General features: G+C 41.1%; 15 protein-coding genes. 9 read left to right on the forward strand and 6 right to left on the reverse strand.

Going from position 1 to position 17,795, the window contains the following annotated elements; all coding sequences use genetic code 11:
- Positions 1-469 precede the first annotated feature (469 nt).
- Positions 470-2,794: a TonB-dependent receptor gene (locus ABJK37_RS07855; RefSeq protein WP_348351801.1), complete on the reverse strand. Its 2,325-nt coding sequence runs from the start codon at positions 2,792-2,794 to the stop codon at positions 470-472.
- Between the two features lie 135 nt (positions 2,795-2,929).
- On the opposite strand from ABJK37_RS07855, the gene ABJK37_RS07860 reads away from it, so the two are divergent.
- The 5 genes from ABJK37_RS07860 (at position 2,930) to ABJK37_RS07880 (ending at position 9,527) form a co-directional block, all read left to right on the forward strand.
- Positions 2,930-3,220 carry a hypothetical protein gene (locus ABJK37_RS07860; protein ID WP_348351803.1) on the forward strand — a complete coding sequence of 97 codons (291 nt, stop codon included), beginning with the start codon at positions 2,930-2,932 and terminating at the stop codon, positions 3,218-3,220.
- A gap of 4 nt (positions 3,221-3,224) precedes the next feature.
- Positions 3,225-4,844, forward strand: coding sequence for a PepSY-associated TM helix domain-containing protein (locus tag ABJK37_RS07865; protein WP_348351805.1), 1,620 nt, complete (start codon positions 3,225-3,227; stop codon positions 4,842-4,844).
- A gap of 1 nt (position 4,845) precedes the next feature.
- Positions 4,846-5,094 (forward strand): hypothetical protein, encoded by a 249-nt coding sequence (locus ABJK37_RS07870; protein WP_348351807.1) that lies wholly within the window; start codon positions 4,846-4,848, stop codon positions 5,092-5,094.
- A gap of 228 nt (positions 5,095-5,322) precedes the next feature.
- A complete protein-coding gene (locus ABJK37_RS07875) occupies positions 5,323-6,393 on the forward strand; it encodes an efflux RND transporter periplasmic adaptor subunit (protein ID WP_348351809.1) in 1,071 nt (356 codons plus the stop codon).
- Complete coding sequence (locus tag ABJK37_RS07880) at positions 6,390-9,527, forward strand: efflux RND transporter permease subunit (RefSeq protein WP_348351811.1); 3,138 nt, start codon at positions 6,390-6,392, stop codon at positions 9,525-9,527. Before ABJK37_RS07875 ends, ABJK37_RS07880 begins: the two co-directional genes overlap by 4 nt.
- Positions 9,528-9,619: 92 nt before the next feature.
- On the opposite strand, the gene ABJK37_RS07885 is transcribed toward ABJK37_RS07880, so the two are convergent.
- The 4 genes from ABJK37_RS07885 to ABJK37_RS07900 all read right to left on the reverse strand — a co-directional run bounded on the left by ABJK37_RS07885 (position 9,620) and on the right by ABJK37_RS07900 (position 12,130).
- Positions 9,620-10,060, reverse strand: coding sequence for a LysR substrate-binding domain-containing protein (locus ABJK37_RS07885; RefSeq protein WP_348351831.1), 441 nt, complete (start codon positions 10,058-10,060; stop codon positions 9,620-9,622).
- Between the two features lie 163 nt (positions 10,061-10,223).
- Positions 10,224-10,718: an N-acetyltransferase family protein gene (locus ABJK37_RS07890; RefSeq protein WP_348351813.1), complete on the reverse strand. Its 495-nt coding sequence runs from the start codon at positions 10,716-10,718 to the stop codon at positions 10,224-10,226.
- A gap of 162 nt (positions 10,719-10,880) precedes the next feature.
- Entirely contained in the window at positions 10,881-11,402 is a 522-nt protein-coding gene (locus ABJK37_RS07895; RefSeq protein ID WP_348351815.1) for a GNAT family N-acetyltransferase, read from the reverse strand.
- Between the two features lie 338 nt (positions 11,403-11,740).
- On the reverse strand, positions 11,741-12,130 hold the full coding sequence (locus tag ABJK37_RS07900; RefSeq protein WP_348351833.1) for an MAPEG family protein: 390 nt from the start codon (positions 12,128-12,130) through the stop codon (positions 11,741-11,743).
- Between the two features lie 101 nt (positions 12,131-12,231).
- Here ABJK37_RS07900 and ABJK37_RS07905 point away from each other — a divergent pair, with 101 nt between their 5' ends.
- A complete protein-coding gene (locus ABJK37_RS07905) occupies positions 12,232-12,807 on the forward strand; it encodes a helix-turn-helix domain-containing protein (RefSeq protein ID WP_348351817.1) in 576 nt (191 codons plus the stop codon).
- 147 nt (positions 12,808-12,954) lie between these two features.
- On the opposite strand, the gene ABJK37_RS07910 is transcribed toward ABJK37_RS07905, so the two are convergent.
- A complete protein-coding gene (locus ABJK37_RS07910; RefSeq protein WP_348351819.1) occupies positions 12,955-14,049 on the reverse strand; it encodes an HDOD domain-containing protein in 1,095 nt (364 codons plus the stop codon).
- 544 nt (positions 14,050-14,593) lie between these two features.
- Here ABJK37_RS07910 and ABJK37_RS07915 point away from each other — a divergent pair.
- From ABJK37_RS07915 to ABJK37_RS07925, 3 genes are read left to right on the forward strand one after another with little or no spacing between them, the layout of a single operon-like run.
- Complete coding sequence (locus tag ABJK37_RS07915; protein ID WP_348351821.1) at positions 14,594-14,959, forward strand: response regulator; 366 nt, start codon at positions 14,594-14,596, stop codon at positions 14,957-14,959.
- A complete protein-coding gene (locus ABJK37_RS07920; RefSeq protein WP_348351823.1) occupies positions 14,956-15,537 on the forward strand; it encodes a chemotaxis protein CheC in 582 nt (193 codons plus the stop codon). Before ABJK37_RS07915 ends, ABJK37_RS07920 begins: the two co-directional genes overlap by 4 nt.
- A gap of 6 nt (positions 15,538-15,543) precedes the next feature.
- Positions 15,544-16,842, forward strand: coding sequence for an ATP-binding protein (locus ABJK37_RS07925; RefSeq protein ID WP_348351825.1), 1,299 nt, complete (start codon positions 15,544-15,546; stop codon positions 16,840-16,842).
- The last annotated feature ends 953 nt before the right edge of the window (positions 16,843-17,795 follow it).

Consider the following 17,795-nt stretch of genomic DNA (forward strand, 5'->3'; position numbering starts at 1 on the left):
ACAAAAAAAGTAGTACTTTTACATTTGTTACATTTACTGATCTCAAAAACCTATATGAGCGACAAGGTAAAACCCACGCTAAATTTAACATTGCCGCAGGCAAAGCTGACCGTCAGCGGAATTGTTATTTGGATATCGATGAGTTTCAGCTTTAAAGTCTTTTAATTCAGGATCTCCAGCAGCTGTGTCAGTTTGAACCTAGCAGAATTGTTTTGTTAGTTACGTTGATTTGAATTAGGCGAACATTATCTTGGGACGGATAGAATTGGGCAGGTACCCCTCGGAGAATACCTACCCTAGAGCGATGTCAAGAAAAGACCAATTAACTTGACAAGATCAAGTTAACGCAAATGATAATGATTATCAATAAATATTTGTATTTATTTGCTACCCAATTCAATTGGCAGCAAGTGTAGCCAGATTCAAAACAACAAGTACCGACCTCAATCGGTACTTGTTTGTTTGCATCTTAAAAATGAGCCTGTAAAGACAAACTAATTTGGCGCGAACGGCCTAGTTGATGCTGACCATAAGAGCTCGTTGGATTTTCAATATCTAACAAGTAACGGCTTATATATTGCTCGTCTAATAAATTCCGCGCGTCCAATCTAACTGAATAGCTGCCAAAATCGTAACCAACTTGAGCATTGATTAGCAGCCTGCTGTCATTTTTGGGATCAAAACCTGCCCTGCCTGTTGAGCGTTCGTTATCCAAATAGGCGACCGACGAATTTTGATAGTTCGCATTCAAATTAGCGAATAATCCTGATTCAAACTCGTATTCTAGGGCAATGTTACCTGTCCATTCAGGCGAATCGGCAAAGGAACGTCCTGACAGATCTCGTTCAATCTCGGTTCCGGGGATGACATAACTAAATTCCACAAATTCTGAATCTGCATATCCTAGACCCGCGGTGATAGAAAAGTTACTGCTTGGATAGTAATAAACTTCCGCTTCGATCCCAAAGACTTCTGACTTTCCGGCATTTTGTGTCACCACATCATATTGACGGGTAGACAGTTGATTCAACACTTGTTGATCTGTCCATTTGGTAAAGAAGGTATTGGCGTTAAACATAAGCCGTCCTTGCATCCAAACAGAACGATACGACAGCTCTATATTGTCGGTATACTCGGCGTCATAAGTAAATAGATAGTTGTCGGCAGTATTGGTGCCGACGCCACCTGAACGATAACCCTTTTGATAAATAAGGCTGGTAGTCATGTTATCGCTGAAGTGATAACTCACCCCTAGCTTAGGTAAAAATGCGTCAAAATCAGCGGATGAAGGAGGCTCTACCCCCGAAGCCGCATCGGCAAAACTATTAAGATAAGCATTTATCCCCGCGATCAATTGCCCAGTTTGTGCATCAAAGGTACTTGGGTCGGGCATGGTATTAGTTATGGTGTAGATAGAATCTGAGGCATTCTTTTGTTCTTCATTTTCAAATCGTAAACCCGCCAAGATATCTATTGAATCATTGATTGAATATTTCACATCGGCATATATAGCTTTAGAATCAACGTTTTGATTAAGGCTGGAATTCAACGCCAACACTATGGGATCAATATTTGGGTATAAAGGGGCGACTTGACCTGCCATAGCGATTGATGTGGCTTGGTCGAAACCATTCTGCATCAAAAAACCTACCACGGCTGTTGGAAAGTCCACACCAATGGCATTTTGTAAATTAATGAGTCTATCACCCGAGGCTTTGTCAGATACCCCAAGTTGCGAGGCATAAACGCCTAAAACGGCTTCTAAATTATCACCGTCATAGGTTAAACGTATTTCCTGACTGTCAGTCTTATCAACCCTTGCGTATAAATTGTCTGTCACTAACTGTTCGGGAGTCATATCGCCATCCCAGTTGTAACCGTATTCTGATTCATTTTTGGTAAATACCGAAACCAATGACATCTCATCTGAAATATCCCACGTTAACTCTATGGTCGCAATGTCGGTATCTGTCTTGGTCCAAATATCCGAGTTGTACCAGGTTTCGCGGTCAAAAGCGCTGGCGCCCTCTTCAAACAAGGACCATTGTGGACCTAGTTCACTTTCGGTATTAGTCACTGTGAGCAATGCTTTAAAATCATCCGTAGGTTGAAATAACAATTTGCCTCGAACGGTTGCAGATTCTTCGTAATTGGACTCTTCGCCACGGGTAATATTGTCTATATCCCCTGCTAACTCTTTGTCTTCGATAGACACGCGGAAAGCTAAGGTATCTTCAATTAACGCTCCCCCTCCGGCAAAAGCATATTCTTTTTGTCCTAAGTTACCGACAGTGAGTTTGGCTTTTCCACCCCATTCATAGGTGGGATCTTGGGTTCTCATATGTACCGCCCCCGCTAGCGCATTACGTCCTTGCAAGGTGGATTGTGGACCACGAAATACTTCTATTTGGGTTAAATCCCATACCGGCACTGCGCCACTTCTAGCGACACGGTAAGGTAAGGGGGCGCCGTCTAAATACATAGAGGCTAAATAACTATTTCCTCCTCCTGACACGTTAAATGCATCAATACCACGTATCGTAAAACCTTGACCAATATCTCCTGAAACGTTTGCCATTCCAGAAAAAACGTCCGTTATGTTTTGTACATTTTGTTTTTCTAATTGTTCGTTAGTCACAACAACAACGCTGTTTGGTGTTTCTTTGAGTGTTCTATCTATTTTTTGCCCGGTAACCACTATTTTTTCGGGATTTTGAGGGGTTTCAGCCCATACATTGGCTGAGACTAAAGCAAGCGCGATGCTCCCTCCCAAAGTGTGTTTTTTGAGTGTCATTGTGTGTCCATAGTTTTTGTTTATCTTGATTTAAATGATAATCATTACCAATTAGCTTTGCAAACAATTATCATTTGTAAAAATTTTTTCTTTAATGTATCGTCACGTTTTTAATTTCTTGACCCAAGCTTTCCCATGCAACCTAATTATAAAAATGCCACTTTTGATGCGTTTAAAAATAGAACGGTCTTGGCAATTGTTATGACCCTAATCACCTCTGTTGTCATGATCCCCGGCATGGCCACATATTTGCCTTTGCATCAAAACGACTCGATTGGCCTGCCGATTTTATTTTTTCCATTCATTTGGACTGCATTGTTTCTATACAGCTACTTGGCAAGATCTGTTTTAAGGATTTGGTTAGTGATGGTCAGTCTGACTTTGGGTCATGGTATCTGTATTTATTTTGCTTTGACGGCAGGTTAATAGAATGAAAAGTATCACTATTAAAAAGCTCTATACCCTGCATTCTTGGGTTGGTTTGATAACCGGAATTTTACTATTTGTCATCGCTTTTACTGGGGCGGTGGCAGTGTTTGCCAGACCAGAATTAAAAATCTGGGCAAACGAAAATTTAAGAACAGAAATCCCAGTACAATCACAAAAACTCGACGAGACTATTGCACAGTATGCCGAAATTGTTGGGCCAGACTATTTAGAAGAAGTGCATGTTCGACTGCCTAGCACAAGAGTGGATGGTTCGGCCCGAGTGGTTTTTGAAGGCCACTTCGAAACAGCAGAAGGCGGTGAAGAACACAAAGGCACAGTATTTCAGTTTGATCCTGTGAGTTGGGAGCTTTTGGCTGAAAATGATATGGAGACGTTTTTCAATCAACATACATTGGATATGTCTACGTTTATGGCGCACTTCCATGCTGACTTGCACCTCGGCAGGCCTGTTGGGTTAATATTAACGGGTTTGCTTGGACTAACATTAATGGTGTCCATCGTCACAGGCATTTTTATACATCGAAAAATACTGGCGCAACTTTTTACTTTTAGAATAACTAAAACGTTTTCTTTGATGTTAAATGATGCTCATAAACTAATGAGTGTATGGGCAGTATTATTCCATTCTGTCATTGCTTTTACCGGTGCATTTTTAGGACTCGCTACTGTTATTCTCATACCCGCCGCTGCTTATGTGGGCTTTAACGGAGACCAAGAAAAGCTAGTAGAAACCTTTACCGCGGTGAAGCCTCCCGTCATTGCTAATGTCGCCATGCCAACAAAGTTAGCTGACATCATTGATTCAAGCATTAAAGACAGGCCTGACTTAACATTTAGTAGATTTACGGTTATGGGTTATGGCGATAAAAACGCGCTGGTATATTTGAGTGGTGACGGAAGCCAACAGTTAGGTGGCGAGACACTGGTTTATCGCGGCGCAACTGCAGAGTTACTTAGAACCCAAGCCAACTTTGGTCGCCTAGAAGGCATAACAGGCACAATCTTAGATGCAATGTTTCCTCTTCACTTCGGCAATTTTGGTGGTATTTTCGTAAAAAGTATCTGGGCGATTTTGGGTTTAGCCACCGCATTATTGCCTATTACCGGATTAATGCTTTGGATAGAACGTGGTTTAAATGCACAACACCCAGCTCATAAAAAAAGTACCTATGAAAATTTTAACCGCCTTCTCATTGGCTGTTGTGGGGGCTTAGTACTAGCTACGGTCACCTTGTTCCCAGCTCAATTGATACTCAATGAGTGGATGGCAGGTCAAAACCACACAGACAGTATATTTCTGACTTTTTTCTCGGTTTGGATAGTTGCGATATTAATGCCCTTCGTTATTCAACAATCAAACGCATTAAAAGCTATTCTGTTGCCCTCTGCTTGGATGCTGATCCTCGTTATGCCATTAGATGCGATTTTAACAGGAAGTCATATATTTAACGTGTTACAGACGAAACACTATGTATCTATGTCAGTCAATCTAGTTTTGATGCTGCTTGGTATCTTGCTGTTGGTAGTCGTGAGCAAACTTAAAAAACAATATGTTAATCGCGAATATAGCCAAGCAAAAAATTTAGTAGGAGAAGTCTAACATGTTGGCAATTGCACTCATTTTAGTCTGCATAGGTATTGTGTGTTTAAACTACAAAGGCTCACTGGCAAAGCAGCCAAAATCTGTATTAACAGGGCTACTTTTTAACCTGGTAGCTGTTGTGCTATTTTGCCAAATGTACGGTTTCGCAAGAGGCATATTTGTGTTTTTAGGTGCTTTTGCGTTAATTGGCATTGTGGTTACTCTGTCTATTCCTATCATAAAGCCAAGACCTTCAGGCGCAGAATAGATGACATCACTATAGCACTGCAGTTGATCAGTCTACTCAAGGTATCTCTTCGCCCTATTGTTAGTGATGATGAGAAAACCATATCTTGTGTATTAACCTGAACTCAGGCTATTTAAGTTTATAACCGATTTTATGTATCGAAAAACCAATATTAATTAGTGAAATTGATTCTCAATTGTATATAAATGATAATCATTTTTTAACTTTATGCGCGGTAGGGAAACAATCTTGACTCTTCAACGGCAAATTTATCTATATGTAGTGACTTGCTTATTTTCACTGCAAGTAAACGCCCAATCAGCTGATATTCGGGTGGTCACCCAAGAGCTAAAAAGTACTGTTTTAACGACAGAGTTAGTACTCAGTGGCACCATTAATCCATTGCATAAAGCCGAGCTGTCGGTGGCTACCGAGGCTTTAGTGACTAAGCTGCATGTGGACGTGGGCAGCCAAGTTAAAGCTGGCGATTTATTACTTGAGTTAGATGATGTGCTGGCTAAACAGTTGCATTTAGGCGCACTTGCACAGGTGAGTGCCGCCGAAATTACATTAAAAGAAGCGCAGCGAGTGTTAGACGAAGGACTACGTTTACTGCAACAAAAGCATGTGACCCAAAGTGAAATTAGTGGCCGTGAAAGTAACGTCACAATTGCGAAAGCACAATTAGAGCAAGCCAAGGCAGATGCCCAAATTGCCAAAGCTCAATTAGGCTATCATAAACTATATGCGCCCTTTGCTGGTGTGGTGAGTGCTCGCTGGACTGATCTGGGTCAATGGCTTTCTAAGGGTGACCAAGTGTTTACCTTAGTGTCACTAGATAATGTGCGCTTAGATGTGCGTTTGCCCCAAGAGCAACTGACGAATATTGACAATATTCAATCGGTGCAAATTCAACCCGATACCCAGCCTACGCTGAAAATTGCGGCGCGCATCGATACTTTAGTACCAGTAGGTGATATGTCACGGAGTTTTTTATTACGTTTGGCTACCCAGCAAAGCTCTTCAGCTTTGTTACCCGGCACATCGGCCCAAGCTCACTTTGTATTTGAACACTCTAAAATTGCAGTAGTACTGCCTCGGGATGCGCTACTTCGTAATGCAGATGGCAATTACACGGCTTTTATTGTGCAAGACGGGGTAGCAAAACGGCGTAGAGTCACCCTAGGACCAGCCGGTCAAGACGGTTATTTAGTTGAAGAAGGCTTGCAGCCTGGCGATCACGTGGTGATCCGCGGCAATGAATTATTAAGTGAAGGCAGTACAGTGACTATCAGCAGCAAGTCGAGCCTAACACCATGATCGATAAAGCCGTCAGTCAGGGGCGATTACTAAGTGTAGTAGTTTTGATTATTTGTATTTTGGGTATAGTGGCCGCCCTGCGCATGCCTGTGCAAATGATCCCTAATCTTGATACTCGGATTATTAGTATCGAAACCGGTTGGCCGGGCGCAACCCCACAAGATATTGAAAAAGAGATCCTCCTTGAGCAAGAGCGTTATTTACGTTCATTGCCAAATTTAAGCCGTATGGAATCTTTTGCCAAAATGGGCGAAGCGGTAATTGAGCTAGAATTTCCTTTTGGAGTGGATGCAAACGAGGCTTTGATCCGCGTCTCTAATGCCTTAAGCCAAGTGCCTAACTACCCAGAAAACGTTGACCAACCGCGCTTATTTAGTGAATCCTTTTCAGAAAATGCCTTTATGTATTTTGCGGTTTTTCCAAAGTTGGGCAATCCACACCAACTCGACATGGACATGATCAGCGATTTTATTGATGACAATGTTCGGCCCAGAATGGAACGGGTTGCCGGTGTGTCGCAAGTAAATATGAATGGCACCCTTCGGCAAATTCAAATCCATGTGGACCCAGCCCGTTTAGCGCAACGAAATATTAATATCAATGATGTCAATAACGCGATTCGAGCCCGAAATCGTGATATATCAGCTGGCGACATTAACGACGGCAAACGCCGCTATTTATTGCGTACCAAAGGGCGTTTTGCCGAAGTCGATGACTTAAAAACCTTAATACTCGCCCATCGAAATGGCAGCAATATTCGTCTTGGTGATGTGGCTGAAATTCGTCTTGATCACTATGAAAAACGTGGTGTGGCTTATGTGAATGGCGAGCCGGCTTTTACTATGTCGGTAAAACGTGAGCTAGGCTCAAACGTCATAGATATTAAGCGCGCCATGCTGGAAGAGATCGAAAAGATCAAAGTCGATTTACTAGAACCCAATGGCATGCGTATTTATATGATTGGCGATGATGTGCGTTATGTTGAGTCGTCGGTAAGTAATGTGTTTACTAACTTATGTTTAGGGGCGCTACTAGCCACCATAGTGATGTATTTATTTTTAAGGTCGGGGCGCGCCACCTTAATTTGTTTAATGGGTATTCCAGTTTGTACCATTGCCTCATTTATTGGATTAGCTACCTTTGATCGCACTATAAACGTGATTTCATTGGCAGGGATTGCCTTTGCTATTGGCATGACTGTTGATAACAGCATAGTGGTGTTAGAGAGTATTGAACAGGCCAAACGTCGTGGTCTCGAACGCTACAAAGCCGCGGTGGCTGGGGTGCGTGATGTGTGGAGTGCGGTATTGGCCTCAAGCTCGACTACGGTATTGGTATTTTCACCTGTGTTGTTTATTGATGAAGAAGCAGGGCAGTTATATTCAGATATCGCCTTGGCTATTTCTGCGTCGATTATTGCTTCTATGTTGTTTGCTTTGTTTATTGTGCCAGCGGCCAGTGCTGCCATTGGCGGCCGAGTAGTTAAGCGAGAAAAAACCAATAACAAGGCCGGTATTTTAGGCTTGACCCGTTGGATTTGTTATAACGGAAAACGTCGTTATTTAACCATGTTGGTGAGCTTATTTGTGAGTTTAGGTTTAGCCATAATCTTAATGCCCGCCGCAGAATACTTGCCCGAAGGGGAAGAGCCCAAAGCGTTTAGTAAAATGGTGGCGCCGCCTGGTTATAACATTGAAGAAATGCAGCGTATCGGCGACGAAGTGCGATTGGAATTCGACCGCGCCAAAGCACTAACCGATGAAGAATACGACCCTAGCAAACATATCTTGCCGCCCCTGAAGTACTATTTGTTACGAGTTAGCGCAGGGCAAGTGTGGGTGATGAGTGAACCTAGCAATAACCAAAATATTGATTTGATGATGGCGGCTATTGTTAATTTGTTCGAACAATACCCTGGTATGCGTGCGTTTTCTTCTAGGGGTTCAATTATATCCAGTAATCAAGGTGGTACAAGGGCGGTGGAGCTAAGTATCACCGGGCCTGATTTAGCCGATTTGTATACTACTGCTCGTCATGTCATGAACCGCGCCAAGACGGTATTTGTAGAGCCACGTATTGACTCTTCACCTGCTTCGTTGTCACTTGATCAACCTTTAATTGAAATACATCCTAAATGGGAGCGATTAGCAGAGCTAGGGTTAAACCCAGCTGAGTTTGGCTTTACTGTTGCTGCCTACAGCGATGGTGCATTTGTGGGCGAATTTATTGATGGTGACGACAAAGTGGATATGTTTTTGTTCAGCACCGCAGGTAACAGCCAACAAATCAATAGTTTAGCTCAAGTACCTATTCATACGCCTAGTGGTCAGGTTTTACCTTTGTCGGCATTAGCTGAACTGCGTGAAACTGTCGATAGTGAGGAACTGCGCCGGGTCAATGGCCAGCGAACTGTGTCTGTGTATATTATTCCTGCCGATGACATTGCCCTAGAAACCGCGGTGGATAAAGTACGATTGGAGTTGATCCCAGCACTTAAAGCGAACGGCGAGTTACCTAGCCGTGTGGCAATTAACATCACCGGCGCAGCCGATGATTTAGCTGCCACCCGTAGCGCACTATTGAGTAATTTTATGGTGGCCTTGATCTTAATTTATCTGTTGTTAGTGATGATTTTTTCCCACTGGGGTTATCCTTTGCTGATTTTAACCACAGTGCCACTCGGTATTGCAGGGGGATTAGTGGGCTTAGTGGCGAGTAATAATGTGGGGGCATTGCTGGCTGCTATAGGTTTTGATACCGGCCATCAAGCCTTAGATATGATCACCATGTTAGGTTTTGTGATTTTACTGGGCACAGTAGTCAACAATCCAATTTTGATAGTAGAACAAACACGGCGTAATTTGCATGTACACCATTTGCCTATTTTGCAAGCCGTGCAAGAAGCCGTCGCTACACGCTTACGACCCATTTTAATGTCAACCGCCACCACCATTTTGGGTTTGGCGCCTTTAGTGTTTATACCCGGAGCGGGAACAGAGCTGTATCGCGGAATAGGCATAGTGGTGTTGTTTGGTTTATTCGCCTCGATGTTACTGACCTTGAGCTTTTTGCCTTGTTTGTTGATAGAGGTATTTAATCCCAAGGCCATTTGGCGACGAAAGCTCGCTAACTAAGTCTGCTTGATGAATAGCAGACTTCGTTGTTTGTGACCTAAACAAAGCAATTGCTATAAACATGGCAATCAACACCCTGTATAAACCATCGCTTAACTAGCACATCGCTCCGCTAAAAACCTCACTAAGAGCAATGTCAGGTTTTCCCGTCGTGATTTATTGGGCCAAACCGCATAGTAGCCTAAAGGTTTTAGTTTCCAATCTGGTAACACATGAACTAAGTCACCGGTTTTAATATCATCAGCAACAATATGTTCGGGCACATCGACTAAACACATGCCTTGCTTAGCAAAGTGCGACAACGCATCGGCACTATTCACGGTCAGATTCGAATTTTCAGAGATTGAGATTTTTTCACCAGAGGTCGATTCAAATTCAACGGTACTCGAACGTATATCAAACTTTATCCAATCCCAACTTAATAAATCAGTTGGATGAGTTGGTCTGTCTCTAGTGGCCATGTATGCTTTGCTGACCACCAACAGCCGCTGGCCTTCGTATAATTTACGAGCCATCATAGTGCTGTCTTGCAGCCACCCTAATACTCATATCAATGCCTTCATTCAAAATATCGACTATGTGATCTTTTGGCTAAGCGCGGCGTTTGAACTTTGAAATAGCAATCAATTCACCCGATGTAAACGGGCCTTAAACATTAAGATGGTTGTGTTGTATGTACGCAACAACAGCTTTTTATTAGTCGCTAAGATTGAGTTGCCAATACCCAACATCTAACCATTTACCAAACTTGAAGCCTACCTTAGGAAAATGCGCGACTTTTTGCATTTGCAATTTTTCATGTAAAGCAACACTTGCAGGGTTAGGCAAAGTGATACCACCAATGACATTGTTAATACCGAGGGATTTGAGTTTAACCAAAAGTGCTTTGTATAACTGCGTACCCAAACCTTTTCCCTGAGCTTGGCTAGAAAGATAAATAGTTGACTCAACAGAAAAGCGATACGCACTTCTCTCTTTCCATTTAGTAGCGTAAGCATAACCTAAGATTGCATCGTCTTTGAGGGCAACAATCCATGGTAAATTAGCGTCTTGAACTTTTGTTATTCGAATAGATATTTCATCGCTTGAGACTTGAATTTCTTCAAAAGTGGCCGCTGTATTAACAACATAAAAGTTGTAGATTTCGGCAATTTTAGCGGAATCCTTAAAAGTAGCATCTCTAATAATCATCAACATTCTCTGTAAATTAAAACTACCACCAGCACCTAACTCCACTCAATAGCATGCCATAACCTACTCGATTGATTTTGTGCTATTTAAGCACAAAACAAGGATACAGTGGAGCTTCTGCTAGTTTACTGGCTCATGTTATTTTGCGTGATATGTGAAGTACTATCGACCGTAGCGCACCATTGCTATTCTTTCATCTGGGTTTGGAAGTGCTAAGCGCTGTTTGTGAAGAATTTCTCGGAGCACTAGTCCACAAGCTCCTTCAGGCACCTGTTTGAATCCACGTTTCTCGTAATAAGGTCTATTCCACGGTACGTTTGCATACGTTGTTAACCAAAGCGGTCTATTACCGCTCCAAGAGATTACTTTATTGAGTAGCTTTGTACCTATTCCTAAACGCATATTATCTGGATGCACCGAAAGTTGATCTAAATAAGGTTGACCGTCGACTAAGCAGAATGTAGTAAAGCCTACCGCTATCCCATTACAATCTATAGCAACATACGCAAGGCCTTGACTAATTGCATTTGCCCACCTCTTAGATTCAGCCACCACAAATGGATGTTCATCATCTAAATCGAATTTAATTCCAGACGTCTCATAAAGTTGACTAGATTCCTCATCAATCTTAATAATGCTTTGCAACTCTGTGGAGACTGCTTTACGCAGGGTAACCTGTTTCATCGTTTCCGAAATTGATTCATAAGTAACTTAAACAACTAACACCCCTAGCATGGAATTTTATGAGTGTTTTTTCCAAAGTCTAGCGAATAAATACTCTACTAACCTGGCTTGTTAGAGAAAGCTAGATACCAGAACAATTACAAGCTAACTCTGCATTTTATTGAAACCATTCACTGTAGGTACCATGAAGACATTCTGTTTGAACCTGAGAACAATCCAGGCTATTAACGCCCCCATTACCTGCAGAATAAGCGCAGGCTGACAAAAGTAAACTGATCAACACCCTATAGGACAAAGCCAAACTGCATCCTTAAATTTTGAGGGAGTCATTTAACTTGTTATAGTTTTACTACAACGAGATTAACCCAGAGCAATAATACGCACAATACAGACAATCCAAATGCAACCATTCTATGCCTTACAGCATTGTAGTATATATGGATAAATGCTTGAGAGAGCCTGAAGGCCGCAAATAGCCAAGCAATAACAGTTGCCACAAAACTCTCAATCCCTAAGGCGATATACAGTGTACAAACAACATAGAAAAGAACAGGAACTTCGAACAAATTATTAAAGCAGCGTGTCGACCTTATTACCATCTCGGGTGCCTCTTGACCTTGCATCAACTTTAAATACTCAATAGACATTTGGCCACTTTTAATACTAATAAACCGAGCTCTAACGGCTATCAAGCCGACAATTATCGTAAGTATAGAAATAAAAAACATTGCATAAATCACGTTTGCGATCCTTGGGTTAAAAAGTAAGGCTTGATCCTAACAACATTCTTTATATGATAAAGATCATATATAAACAATTGAGATATGGAATGCCTTACTCACAACAACATAAAGAGAAAACCAGAAAAAAAATACTTAATAGTGCTCGGGAACTTTTTTCCAAAAGGGGATTTGATTCAGTAACTGTGAACGAGATAATGGAAGCTTGCTCACTCACTAGGGGAGCCTTTTATGCGCACTTCAGTGGCAAATCTAACTTATATAGCGAAGCGCTAAAATACTCAGCGATGAATAGTGAACTAACCAAAAAGAAACCTAAGAATATTTCTTCAAAACAGTGGCTGAGTCAATTACTAGATGTTTACCTTAGCGTAGAACACGTAAGGGGCGAAGAACCCTGCCCTTTGGCTTTTTTGGCAACCGATATAGTGTCACGAGATAAAGCCGCGAAAGACGCCTATGCAGAAGCCTACAAGAAAATGAATGAAATAATTATGGATTATGCCGGCGTTGACGCTACGTGCGAAGAAGGGAGTATAATTTCCTTAACTTCTATGATTATTGGGGCAGTAGCAATTTCACGAACAATAGATGATAGGCGTTCAGTAGAAAATATATTGCAGTCCTGCAGGCAACAAACGCGGTTGATACTAGGAGAGATTTAACCCCACCAACAAGCCGAAAATAACAGGGTGATTTTTTGAAAATGAAGAATTAATGTAAACCCTAACTACAAAGTTAGTGCTAATTTCCTCCATACTAATTCACGGAATTAAAGGTTAGTTTTAAGAACCTACCGCCTAAGCCGATTCCTAAGCCGATTGTGCAATATAATTGCGAGCGTCTGCTGACAGAGGCTTGCGCAATTTGGCTAACTCAAACTCGTCGTTTGACACTAAACCTGCGGCAATTAACAACTGCCATTCATTAATGAAATTAGCATCAATCAGTAAACTCCCATAAGGCGTTGTATTTGGGTTATTCCCTTGTTGAGCTAAATCGCGGATCGCATTAACGATAACCGAGGGCATTTGCCATTGTTCGGTGATCAGTATGCTCAATTGTAGCGATTTTTGATGTAGTAGTTTTTTAATCACCATAGAACCTAACTGTTCATCTGGGTGTGACTTTCTGAATGCTTCTACTATCAATTTGAATATAAATATTTTCCCAATGTCGTGTACCAGACCAATAAGAAATCCAGTGTCGGGATCTAATCCACGCTGCTTGGCAAGTTCACGACAAATAACTGCGGTTTCGTCACTATGTACCCAAATCTTTTCTCCAAATGTTTTGTAGTAGACTTTTGGTACATTGACCAAGTCTTTAACATAGGCTAGCAACACATGTTCTTTAACCCCTTGACTGCCTAACAAAGCAAAGGCACGTCTAATATCAGAAACATCCGAACCACTGGGGTTGTAATGTGCGCTATTGGCAACCGCAATCAACTGTGTGGCTACGGTTGGATCTTTTTCTACCACACTGCAAAATGCTGATAAATCAAACTCATCTGATTCGAGAAGACCCATCAATTTATTTACCGAATGAGGCAACTTAGGTAACGAACTCACGACCTTTGAAGAGTAGCTAAGAACTTGGTTAATGTTCACCAATAATTCTTGTTCTAGTTTAGAGACAAAACCCTCTGAAGGAGTGCTTAGTAAGTAATCGTAAAACAATACATCTGCACGGCGTAACTCAATCTGAGAGTTTTGGATCTCAGCCAATGCCTCTTCACGTGCTTGATTATTTTTATGCTCTAATGCTGAGGTTTCCTGTGCATCGGATGTAACAGGCCGCTTTGTATCTAACGGGGACGACGTTGTTTGGTTGTTAGTTGTGGTCTCTGATGACCTTGCACTAGCATTACGTCCAAATAACTTTTTGAGTAAACTTACAAACATAGAGTGCCTTTTTAACCTTCCCATCTTGTTTTCGTATGCCAACGGTAACTCAGTTTTTCGCTAACCTGTGAGAGAGGCAGTTGTTCGAAATTCTAACCTTTAAATGGATTGAGGCCTACTTTTCGGCGTTCTCATGGAGAAGCTCATCATTCTTTATCATATAAGTGATTGCAATCTAATGCAGACACCTATCCTAATTGAGCTTTTAGTTGGTTATTTACACACCTAATTTTACCAACTCTGAAAAGCACCAACTGAACATAGGAGACCTATGAAGAAACAAATCCCTGAACTTACAAACCAACAAGCTACACTGTTTTCTGGAAACATTGGCATTATTGCAAAAATACTACATCTCGAACTAAGTAAATTAAAGAAATAACAATTAATCCAAGTATTAAAAGAGATAGTCTAAAAATAACTTTAGAACCAGATACTTACTAATGTCCTAATTCGCTTTTTTAAAATTTCCAAGTATTTTATTTTTAATCTATCTTTACGTTTAACGCGTAAATTAATCCATAAACTAAATAGGAAATCAAATATGCGTATACCGGTAACAATCGCAGATGACTCTGCGATGTCTCGTAAAAACGTTCGCCGTGCCATTCCTGAAGATTGGGATGTTAACATTTCAGAAGCCACCAATGGACAAGAAGCGATAGATGCAGTGGAAGCAGGCCTTGCCGATATATTATTCTTAGATTTAAATATGCCAATACTGGATGGCTTTGATGTATTACGGCACGTTAAAAGTAACCATCAAAAAACCATTGTTATTGTGATAAGCGCAGATATTCAACCCAAAACAGTAGAATTAGTGAATTCCTTAGGCGCCTTTCGTTTTTTGCAAAAACCCTTAAAACCTGAAGAACTCAGAGAAACATTGCACGAGGTAGGTTTATTATGAGTCAACCCTTGTTAACAGAAGACCAAAGAGACGCCCTGCAAGAAATGATGAATATTTCTATGGGTCAAGCTGCTCGTTCTTTAGCCCAGCTCATCGATACACAGATTACATTGTCTATTCCTACTATCAGTGAGGCGAGCCCTAAAGATTTAGTGGAAATATTTAGCCATGGAGACGTAACATGGTATGCCAGACAGTCTTTTTTAGGGCAAATAAAAGGTGAGGTATTATCACTCATTGGAAAAAATGGATGTGAGGCGTTAGGTGAGTTAATGGACTATGAAAAACCCATGTCAGATACGCAAACGCAAGAGTTGATCTTAGAGCTGACAAATATATTATCGGGTGCCTGCCTTAGTGGTCTATCTGAGCAATTAGAGCTGAAATCCCACTTAAATATGCCGACATTGTACAGCCCTAACGTTTCAGAGTCGGTGAACTACGGTTGGGATACAGCCTTGTTGGTAGAAGTGAGTTTTAGCATCGAGAGCTTTAGTTTCAATGCAAGAGTGGTGATCTGTTTAGAAGAAAACTCCATTGTTACCTTAAAGAGTAGCTTAGATGCATTGATAGGATAAACCTGTATGCACAACCCCCAATTACTAGAAAATTTGCTACGTAAGTTGCCTATGGGTGCTTGCATGGTAGATGTTGAATTTCGCATTGTATTTTGGAATGACTTTTTCTCTGATCGCTTAGGGCTAGAAGAAAAAGACGTCATGGGTCAATCATTACTTGAATTATTTCCAGAGCAGGCTCGTTTTCTTAAAAAGAAAATTAACAGCGTATTTATCCTGAAAAATGAGAGCTTTTCCTACTGGGAACAACGGCCGCATATATTTCAGTTCCAGAGTTCTCGACCAATCACCGGTGAAGAAACCTTGATGTTTCAAAACATGGAAATATTGCCGCTAATGGATGAAAACAAAGAAGTGCAATATGCATGCATTACCATCCAAGACGTCACCGCACAAGCAAGCTACTACAATGAATTATCCAAAGCCGCTGACGAACTCGATCAAGAACACAAAGAACAAGCTCGACTCATTCAAAAACTCGAAGACACCAAGAGTCAATTAATTCAATCTGAAAAAATGGCATCCATCGGTCAGTTAGCAGCCGGTGTTGCTCACGAAATAAATAGTCCCATTGGCTTTGTTTCTTCCAACTTGCAGTGCCTACAAGATTACGCTGAAAAGCTAATCAAGGTGGGCGCCTTTGCCGCAAAATTAATTGATAAAACAGGTGACACAACCTTTGCTAAACTAAAACATGATTTTTATGAGCGTAACGAATTTGACTATATAAAAGATGAAGTAGTTGACGTAATCAACGAGTCGCTAGATGGCGCTGAGCGCGTTAAAGTTATTGTTAAAAGCCTAAAAGAATTTTCTCATGCCGATACTAAATCATGGGCGCACTCTAACTTAGTAGAAGGAATTGAAAGCACTCTGAAAATTACCAACAGTGAGTTTAAATGTAAGGTTGAATTAGTGAAGGACTACGAACCAAATATTCCTCCTTTGTTTTGTATGGTTATGCAGTTAAATCAAGTGTTCATGAATCTATTGCTCAACGCTGGCCAAGCTATTGACGATAGTGGGCATATCTACATTAAAGTTTATACCGAGGGCAAATGGCAAAAAGTTAGTATCCGTGACACAGGCCATGGTATTGCCCCTGACAACTTGTCCAAAATTTTTGACCCTTTCTTTTCCACTAAACCCGTAGGCAGCGGCACCGGCTTAGGATTATCGTTATCCTATGGCATTATCAAAAATCACGGTGGTGATATTGAGGTGAAGAGTGAAGTCGGCAAAGGCACTGAGTTTATTGTGTGTTTACCGCAGAGATCTGAAAGTGAGATAGCTGAGCTAAATTGAATCGACTCCATTTTGTGGGTCAATCGACATAAACAGACGATAGAGCGTTAATTACATGGACATTCTAAGTGGCAATGCAAGAGAATTGGCTTTTCCAATGCCTGCTTTAGTGGCTCCGCCACTACTTTCCCGCATTTAAAGTTTCAGCACAAAAACTTCACGAGTGAGCGGTATTTTCTGGATACTCTTTTTTGCTGTTGAAAAAGAGTATCTGGTTCGAAGGGATTCGAGAAATAAACTGGCAAGGACGCCAGCAAGCGTCAGCGCATGTTATGCATATGACACTATAAGGACGTGTTTTTGCCCAACCTAATGGTGAAGTCCCCCCTCAAACCCACCGAATTTCAAACACAAAAAAACCGACAAAAAGTCGGTTTATTGTTATTACGAATGGTACAGTGGGCGGACTCCACACAAAAACATAAACACCTGATAAATAATAATTTAAAATTAACACAACAAAAAACACGTTACCAAACGCGTTACTATTTTAAAAAATGTCATCATTTTTAACTTGTATCATAAACAGAACTAATATTTTTTATTGTGTTCGATCACGCTAAGAATTATTTTCTCAATATCTCTAAAATTATTTGGATTACTATTCTATTAAGTCGTGAAAATAGGGAATAATTAGCAGCTAAACTGACAAACATTAATAATAGAGCTTAACGAAATCTGATTAAAAGTCATGTGCCAGAAACATACTTTCGAGATTAGCATTGTAATGATTAAAAGTTTTGCAAAGCAGACGTTAACGCCTTACTAGAGGGTGCCAAAACCGAACGGAACTTTGAGAGTCCACCTTGAGCAACTTGATACTCATTGAGCCTCCCCAATCAGCGTAACTTTTCGGCTACTCTGATAGGTGACAAAACCAAAACGGAGAAGCTCAATGAACTTTTATACTAATACACATCCATACTATTGTGGAATTGATTTACACGCTCGCC

This window comes from Paraglaciecola sp. (genome assembly GCF_039964565.1).
Taxonomy (GTDB): Bacteria; Pseudomonadota; Gammaproteobacteria; order Enterobacterales; family Alteromonadaceae; genus Paraglaciecola.